The 7994-nt window shown below is 67.8% G+C and carries 7 protein-coding genes and 1 tRNA gene; 5 read left to right on the top strand and 3 right to left on the bottom strand.

Annotated elements, in window-relative coordinates:
- Positions 1-57: 57 nt before the first annotated feature.
- The gene (locus QH470_RS10390) at positions 58-723 is read right to left on the bottom strand and encodes a DUF899 domain-containing protein (protein WP_280272089.1); all 666 of its coding nucleotides are present in this window, start codon (positions 721-723) and stop codon (positions 58-60) included.
- Positions 724-854: 131 nt separating this feature from the next.
- Here QH470_RS10390 and QH470_RS10385 point away from each other — a divergent pair, with 131 nt between their 5' ends.
- The 4 genes from QH470_RS10385 (at position 855) to QH470_RS10370 (ending at position 5708) form a co-directional block, all read left to right on the top strand.
- Positions 855-2078: an MFS transporter gene (locus tag QH470_RS10385; protein WP_280272088.1), complete on the top strand. Its 1224-nt coding sequence runs from the start codon at positions 855-857 to the stop codon at positions 2076-2078.
- Positions 2079-2163: 85 nt separating this feature from the next.
- On the top strand, positions 2164-2907 hold the full coding sequence (locus tag QH470_RS10380; protein ID WP_342228431.1) for a DsbA family protein: 744 nt from the start codon (positions 2164-2166) through the stop codon (positions 2905-2907).
- Positions 2908-3081: 174 nt separating this feature from the next.
- Positions 3082-5046, top strand: coding sequence for an RDD family protein (locus QH470_RS10375; RefSeq protein ID WP_280272087.1), 1965 nt, complete (start codon positions 3082-3084; stop codon positions 5044-5046).
- Positions 5047-5075: 29 nt separating this feature from the next.
- A complete protein-coding gene (locus QH470_RS10370) occupies positions 5076-5708 on the top strand; it encodes a hypothetical protein (RefSeq protein WP_280272086.1) in 633 nt (210 codons plus the stop codon).
- Positions 5709-5808: 100 nt separating this feature from the next.
- On the opposite strand, the gene QH470_RS10365 is transcribed toward QH470_RS10370, so the two are convergent.
- Positions 5809-6054 (bottom strand): hypothetical protein, encoded by a 246-nt coding sequence (locus QH470_RS10365; protein WP_280272085.1) that lies wholly within the window; start codon positions 6052-6054, stop codon positions 5809-5811.
- 56 nt (positions 6055-6110) lie between these two features.
- Positions 6111-7499: an HNH endonuclease signature motif containing protein gene (locus QH470_RS10360; protein ID WP_280272084.1), complete on the bottom strand. Its 1389-nt coding sequence runs from the start codon at positions 7497-7499 to the stop codon at positions 6111-6113.
- A 129-nt stretch (positions 7500-7628) separates the two neighbouring features.
- On the opposite strand from QH470_RS10360, the gene QH470_RS10355 reads away from it, so the two are divergent.
- Positions 7629-7704, top strand: a tRNA-Ala gene (locus QH470_RS10355).
- Positions 7705-7994 lie beyond the last annotated feature (290 nt).

Genomic DNA, 7994 nt, shown 5'->3' with positions numbered 1-7994 from the left:
CCGCTCGCGGGGGGGGGGGGGGGGGCGCCCGCCGCCCCCCCCCCCCCCGCGCGGCGATCAGTATTCGTCGCGCTTGCGGGGCCAATCGTCGAAGGTGTCGCCGCGCCCGCGCGGGGCCCGGTCGAGCAGCTGCCAGGTGGCGTTGAGAGCGTCCGTGCCGCGATCGTAGGTCGAGTAGGTGTGATAGACCACGCCGTCCTCACGGGCGAAACAGCTCAGCGCCATCAATTCCATGACGTCGAGCATGTTGCCGGGCCGCCGCGGCGACGGGATCCGCATGTGCTCGTAGAAATCGTCGTTGAAACCGTTGTCGCCCATCGACACCCACTCGATGTCCCAGCCGAAGCGGCGCTTGTAGTCGTTGAGGACGGGCAGCGGGGAGCGCGAGGCCAGGATGAACGTCACGTCCCGGTGGGCCAGATGCGGGACTGCGCCGACGAGATTGTCGGTCTCGAAGGTGCACCCCGGGCAGCCCGCCGGGGTCTTCGGGCCGTGCATGAAGTGCCGGATGATCAGCTGGGACCGGCCGTCGAACAGTTCGGCCAGCGTCTTGGTGCCCGAATTGGTGTCGAACAGGTACTCCCCGGTCACCGGGACCCACGGCAAATTCTCCCGCTTACGAGCGAGTTCGTCGCTGCGCCGGGTCAGCTCCTTCTCCTCGGCGCGCAGCTCCTCGTAGGCGGTCCGCCATTGTTCCCGGGTGCCGGCCGTGCGTGTAGACATGACATGGTCCTTCCGCGAAGAGACTCCTTCTTCGGTAGGACGGGACCGGCGCGGCGAATTCATCGGTGCGCTCCGGGAAGCGGTGCCCACCGGCGCGGGTTGTAGTGGTGCGTGAGCGAAGGGCAGTTCGGGTGAGCGGCAGTAGACCGGGACGATTACCGGTCGAGATCTCGGTGCTGATCGGCGCGGCGTTCATCATCGCGCTGGGCTTCGGATTGGTGGCGCCGGTGCTGCCGCAGTACGCGCGCAGTTTCGGGGTCGGGGTGGCCGCGGCGTCGGCGATCGTCAGCGCGTTCGCGCTCATGCGATTGCTGTTCGCGCCGGTCAGCGGGCGGCTGGTGCAGCGGCTGGGGGAGCGGTCGGTCTATCTCGGCGGGCTCGTCATCGTGGCGGTGTCGACCGGGGCGTGCGCACTGGCGCAAGGCTATTGGCAGCTGATCGTGCTGCGGGCACTCGGCGGCATCGGCTCGACGATGTTCACGGTGTCGTCGCTGGGCCTGGTCATCCGGCTGTCGCCGCCCGGCGAGCGCGGCCGGGTCTCGGGACTGTGGTCGACCAGCTTCCTGCTCGGATCGCTCGGCGGTCCGCTGGTCGGCGGGGCGCTGGCCGGGCTCGGGTTGCGGATGCCGTTCGTGATCTACGCGGTGGCGCTGCTGGCCGCGAGCGGCGTCGTGTACTGGAGCCTGCGCGGTTCGCAGCTCGCCGCGCCGGAGGCACCCGGTCGGGTTCGCGTGATGACCTTCCGCCAAGCGTTGCGGCGGCCCGCCTACTGGGCGGTGCTGTGGTCCAACTTCGCGAACGGCGCGGCGGTGTTCGGGGTCCGGATGGCGCTGGTGCCGCTGCTGGTGGTGGAGGTGCTCGGGGAGTCCGGCGCCGCCGCCGGCGTGGTGTTGACGGCCTTCGCGGCCGGTAACGCGGCGGTGCTGTTCGCTTCGGGCCGGATGTCGGATCGGCTGGGGCGCAAGCCTTTTCTGATCACCGGCACGCTGGTGTGCGCGGCCGGAACCATCGGGCTCGGGCTGTCGCCGAATTTGGGCTGGCTGCTGGTGGCGTCGTGTGTGGCCGGGCTCGGCTCGGGGATGTTCACGCCGTCGCAGCAGGCCACCGTCGCCGATATCATCGGGCCCGACCGTCGCGGCGGGACCGTGCTGGCCGGTTTCCAGATGGCCGCCGACCTGGGCACTGTGCTGGGGCCCGTGGCGGTCGGCGCACTGGCGCAACGGATTTCGTTCGGCTGGGGCCTGGCGGTGACGGGCGCGCTGCTGGTGGTGGCCGCGGCCGGTTGGATGTCGGTGCCGGAGCCGCTGCGCCGCCCGGCCGTCGTGGAATCGGTTCCGGTGGAGGGCACTCGCTGACCCGGTTTGTCGCACATGGGCCATTTCCGTCGTGTCGAGGTCCGTTCGATTCGGGGGGACGCGGGTGCTTTGGCAGAGTGGACCCGTGAATTCCTCTTCCGGATCGAAGTACACGCCGCGGCCGATGTCGAGTCGCACCAGCTATGCCCTCGGTGCCGTGGCTCTCGTCGTGATCGCGGTGATCGTGGTGCTGGTCGTGCGCTGGAACAGCGACAACAGCCTGAGCGTCCGCGACGACGGATACGGGCCTGTGCACGATCCGGGCGTGCACGCGCTGCTGGACTCCGACGGCGCCATCGTGCTGGGCAAGATCGACGCCGCCAAGACCATCGACCTCTACGAGGACCCGCTGTGCCCGGCGTGCGGAACGCTCGAGCACCTCTACGGTCAGGAGATCGCGCACAAGATCGATGAGGGCAAGCTGGCCGTGCGGTACCGGCTGGTCAACTTCCTCGACTCGAAGTCGGGCAGCAAGGATTACTCCTCGCGCGCGGTGGCGGCCAGCGAATGCGTGGCCGACTACGGCGACGGTCCGGTGTACTCCAAGTTCCACGAGGTGCTGTTCACCACCAAGCAGCCCAGCGAGAACGGCGGAGACCTCGGCAACGATGAGCTGTCGGCCCTCGCCAAGGAGGTCGGCGCGCCCGACGAGGTGACGCAGTGCATCAGCAAGGGCCAGCGCGTCGACTCCGCGCGCAACCACGCCGAGGCGGCGCTGACCGCGATGAAGGCCGCGCTGGGCGGGAAGGTGCAGACGCCGACGGTATTCGACGGCACCAAGGAGATCGACGTCAACGACGAGGAGTGGGTGGTTCAGGTCGCCGGGTGAATTCGGCAGAGTTCGAATTGTCCGACGTGTATCGGTGAAATCGCCAGTCTTTCACCCGATCTGCTTCGTGACAGGATCCCCGGTCACCGGTCTGCTACGAATTAGGAAGGGGTCGGGCCGAATCGCAACGCCCGCATCACCTCTCGCATGTGACGGACTGGATGGACGAGGATTGTGACGTCGGAAGTCGGCCTTCGTTACACGTCGTGGCCCGTGCGGGTGCTGTCGGCAGTCGTTGACCTGCTGTTGGTCGGGATACTGGTGGCGGTGGGCGTCGCTGTTATGCGGATCGTGCACCCTTGGCTTACGCCGGAGATCATGGGCCGCCCCGGGGGCACGCTGGGCTATGCCGCGTCGATCGAGCGGTCCCGAACCGTGACGCGGTGGCTGGTGGCGTCGATGCTGCTCATCGTCGGCCTGCTGAGCCTGGTCAATACCGTTGTCGTGCAGGGACTCACCGGCCGCAGCCTCGGCAAGTTCGTCACGAAACAGCGGCTGGTCGACCCGCGGACCGCGCGGCCGATCGGTGTCGGCCGGGCATTCCTCCGCCAACTCGCCCACACGCTCGACGCCCTCCCGTGCTATCTCGGATTCTTCTGGCCGTTGGTCGATGAGCAGCGACGGACATTCGCGGACATGCTCACGAAGACCGTCGTGGTTTCCGGGCGTGGTGCGGAAGGTGTGGGGTCGACGCTGCGGGCGGGAGGTGTGGGGTCGACGATGCGGCAGGTGGTTGTGGGGCCGGGCTTGCGGGAGGTGGGTTCGGGGTCGACCGTGCAGGAGGCGGCGGTGGGGCCGATCTCGCGGGAGGTGGGTTCGGGGCCGACCCTGCGGGAGGTGATCGCTACTCGTGGGCCGCTACCTGAATCTGCGGTGCGCGAACTCGCGCTGCGATCGGCGGAGGCACTGGCTGCTCTGCATGGCCGAGGTCGTGTGCACGGAGGTGTTTCGGCCGACGCTGTGCGGCTGACGGATCGCGGTCCGGTGCTGATCGGCGAGTCCTCGTCGGTGGCGGTGCGTCCGCCCGAGGCCATCCTCGGACAGCATGTCGGCCCCGCCGCGGATGTTTTCGCGCTGGGCGCGACGCTGGTCTACGCCGTGACCGGCATTCCGGCTTTCGGGACGGGGGTCGACGAGGTCGTCGCCCGGCGGGTGGTGGAAGCGGAGCCGGATCTCACCTGGGTTCCGGCCGGCCTGCGCGATGTTCTGGCGGGGTGCCTTACCAAGCGGCCGGAAGGTCGCCCGACGGCAGTGGATCTGGTCGGATTGCTCGGCGGTGCCGCGGCCGAGGGCTCTCGATCCGCTTCTCCTGCATCCGAAATCGCCGGACAGCATGTGCTGGGAGGGCCTGTCGAGGGTCCTCGCCCGGCCGTCCCCGAACCGAAAAACGCCGGGACGTTCGTCGGTGGTTCTCACCCCGGTCCCACCAAGTCCGAGTTCGCTGGGCAGTTTAGGTCGGAGGCGTCTGCTGGACGTGCCAGCTCAACTGTCCCTGTGCCCGACTTCGCCGGACAGTTCGCGGCGGGGACGACTGCTGGTGCCGAAATGCCCTGGGCCGCAAAATCGGCCGGCGCATCGTCCGGCCGGCGGGCGTTGCGAGTCGTATTGCCTTGGCTCGTCACCGCGTTGTGTGTGGTGGCGTCCGTTGTGGTGATCGTGGTCGTCACCGTGCCGTCCTGGGGAACCGGAGGTGGCTACACCGCCGACAGCATCGGCAACGCCTGCGAGCTGCTCGACCTCGGGATGCCCGACGCTCCCGCATTACCGCCCGCGCATGCTGAATCGCGCGCGTCGCAACCCTATTCGAGCCACCACTGCCGGGTGCGCTCGTCGGGTACGGTGCTGGCGGTGCTGGGCAGGGTGATGAACGACGGCCACAGGCCCCAAGCGATGTACGACAAGGCACGGGCGGATGCGGCACGTTCGGCGGGGGGATTCTTGGATGCGACCAGCGTCGGGTGGCCCGGAGTGGGGGAGCAGTCGTACTTCCATGTCCTCGACGCACAACAGTGCACCGTCGGCATTCTTGACGAGAACCTGTTTCTGGAAGTGTGGGTTCTTCAACTTCCCGCCGCATCGGTGCAGGTAGGGCCGGTCTGTCAGCACCAGGCCACGACGGCATGGGAGCATCTACGATGACGAAAAGCGCTGGGCGCTTGCGTGTTTCGATGCCGTGGTCGATCGCGGGCCTTTCGGCGATCGTCCTGGTTGTCACTGTCGTCGTCGCGGCGTGCGTAGCGGTGGACAGGGACGCCGAGTCTTTCCTTCCCGGAAGTCCGTCATTCTCCGGGCAGCAGCAGACGTACCGGGAGACCCGCGGATATCCCTGTGATCTGATCGATCTATCCGCGCTGGAACGAGTGGCCGGCGCGGGAGCGGTGCTGAAGCCGACGAATTACCCCGGACCGCGCGACTGCGTCGCCGAGGTCCCTGATCGTGGCCTGCAATTCACACTTCTGGCACTTGTCTTCGACCCGAACGACAGTCCACGCTCGGTGTACGACTCCCGTCCGATCAGCCTCGCGGAGGACTTTCAAGATTTGGACTATTCGGCCTTCCGCTTTCGAAACGATCTGGGGGAGGCCGCCTTCCAATCCTCGTCCGGGCGGGCATACTCCGGGCCCTTCCGGACAGGTTCGATGACCTACACGGGGTCGGTACACCTTGTCGTCCACGATGCGAACCTCTATATCGACGCCACGCTCACGATGCCGATCGAGTGGCGGTCGGATAAGTTCGCGGCGCTCGAACAGGCCTGTGAGAGCGCGGTTCGTACGGCGATGCAGCGCTCGCTCGCATGATCGCGGGTCGGGCGGAGCTTGATCCGAGGCCCGGGCGGAATCCCCATACCGCCCGGGTCGGATCCCGGTGTGCCCGCGCAGGCTGCGGAGGAATCGCGGGCTATCCGGGGTCGGGCTGCTCGGGCTCGTCGCCGAGCAGCGTCTCGTAGATTCGGTTGCGGGCGTCGGCGATGGCGTTGATGGTGTCGCGCAGTTGGGCGGCCATGGCGGCGTAGCCGCACCCGGCGTCGGCCTTGTCGAGTTCGGACTCCAGGCGTCGGCGGATCTGTTCCAGGGCCGCGATGCGTTCGCGTTCCACGCCGACGTCGATGACGGTCGGGGCCGGAGGACGGTCCGGGTGTTCCATGACTTGCCGTGTCCTCGTGGGTCGGTGACGGACCGGGTGCGCCCGGTGGAGGGTATTCAGTGGTAGTCCTCGGGGGAAACCGTCGACAGTGGACGGTGGGCGACAGGGTGTTCGATCGGGTACGTGAGGTCGACGACGGCCGGATGTGCTCGTTCTGGAGCCGCTGTGGGAGAAGACCATTCGAGGCCGCGGGCCTCGGTGTCGCTGTGCGGGAACAGGTAACGGGCACCCTCGCGGAGGGTGGTCTGCTCGTCGCCGGTCGGACTGGTCCACCGCAACTGGTCGTCGTCGGGATGGTGTAATCGCCACCGCAGTGTTCCCTTGTCCACCAACGATTTCAGCCGTCGGTGGCGTGCGCAGAGCACGGCGAGATTCGCCATCACAGTGCCGCCGCCGCGGCCCGGATGGGCGATATCGAACGGTTCGACGTGATCGAGTTCGGATTCCGCCGCGGGCATCGTGCACCCGGGGAACCGGCAGCCACCGTCGAGCGCGCGGATCTCCCGGGCCAGCCACGGCGACGGTTCTTCGCGCATCGACTCCGCGGTGGTGGTCGGATCGTCGGGGCGTTCCGGGATCACCTCGAACTGTGCGTATTCGGCGATTCTCCGAGCGAGTTCGGCGTCGAGCGGGCCGTAGCCGGCCAGCAGTGCCGGGTGATTGCCGCCGCCGAGCAGCGTGTCCGCCGGGACCCCGATCTGGATCAGCGGTTTGCGCGGTGCGGCGCCGGCGACGCGAGCGGCCGGACATTCGCTGGCCCGGCCACACTCGCAGCGCAGGCGCTCCGAGCCGTCCGACAGCGCGACCAGGGCGTCGGCCCGGCGCTGCGGCAGTGTCCGCGAATCCTCTTCGCACACTTGCAGACTCATCTCCCGCAGGCGCATCGCCACGGTTTGCGCGCCCGCCGCGGGCAGCAGACCGTCGAACACCGCCATGCCGTCCTGCACCGCGGTGATGCGTACGTCGCGGTCGTGCTCGCGCCGTTCGCGCCGCCGCTGCTCGCCCTCCGGATCCAGCTTGGCCACCCATCGCCGCGCCGTCTGCCGCAACCGCGCCGGCGTCGCCCGTGCCGCCGCCTCGATCAGCTTCGGCTCCAGCTCGTCCAGCACTTCCGGCGGCAGGTCGCGAGCGTTGTCCGCGATCACCTGCGCGCGTGCCAGGTCGATCAATCCCGATCCGAACGCCACCCGTGTCCGCGGCAGACTGTCCAGCGCCAGCCCGATATCGATCAGCGCAGCCGCCACCTGCTCGGATATCTGCACCGCCACCGCCGCCTCGGTAGCCGAGAACTCCCCACCCTCCTCGGTCTCCTCCTGCCGCCGATACAGCTCCCGTACCGCCAGCACCTCTGCCGCCTGCGCGAACGCCGCCGCCCCGTGTGCCCGCCGCAGCGCATCGATCAGCCCCTCGTCACTCATCGCCTGAAGCTCTCCGCTGTCGAACATGTGTTCGACACTACCCTTCGAACACCAGTTCTACCACCCCCCACATCCAGTCGATTTGGTCCCGTGAGCAGCCGTGGTGTAACTTCGTTGAGGCCGGAGGGAAACCCCCGGCAATCGAGAACTGAACAAGGGGCTATGGCGCAGCTGGTAGCGCACCACACTGGCAGTGTGGGGGTCAGGGGTTCGAGTCCCCTTAGCTCCACCATAGGGTCACTACTAGAACCCGGGGCTGAATGAACGCCCTGGAGTAGGACCCCTACTCCTCCCTTCATTCGGGAGTTGCCTGATTCAGGAGCATCCCGGCTTGTCTTGTGCCGGGTTGCGCCGCATGTTCCTGCTTGTGCCCGTTGGGCGGCGTGTAGCTGTCCGAAGGGTTCGTGCAGGCGGTGGCCGTTGATCTGCTCGTCGTCGATGTAGAGCTGTTGGAAGATTGCCTGATTGAACAGGCGGCGCTGGTGTTCGTTGCAGCGGCGATACAGTTCTTGGGGGTTCTCC

It is taken from the genome of Nocardia wallacei (assembly GCF_029868745.1).
Taxonomy (GTDB): domain Bacteria; phylum Actinomycetota; class Actinomycetes; order Mycobacteriales; family Mycobacteriaceae; genus Nocardia; species Nocardia wallacei_B.
This window is presented reverse-complemented; position numbering and strand designations above follow the sequence as displayed.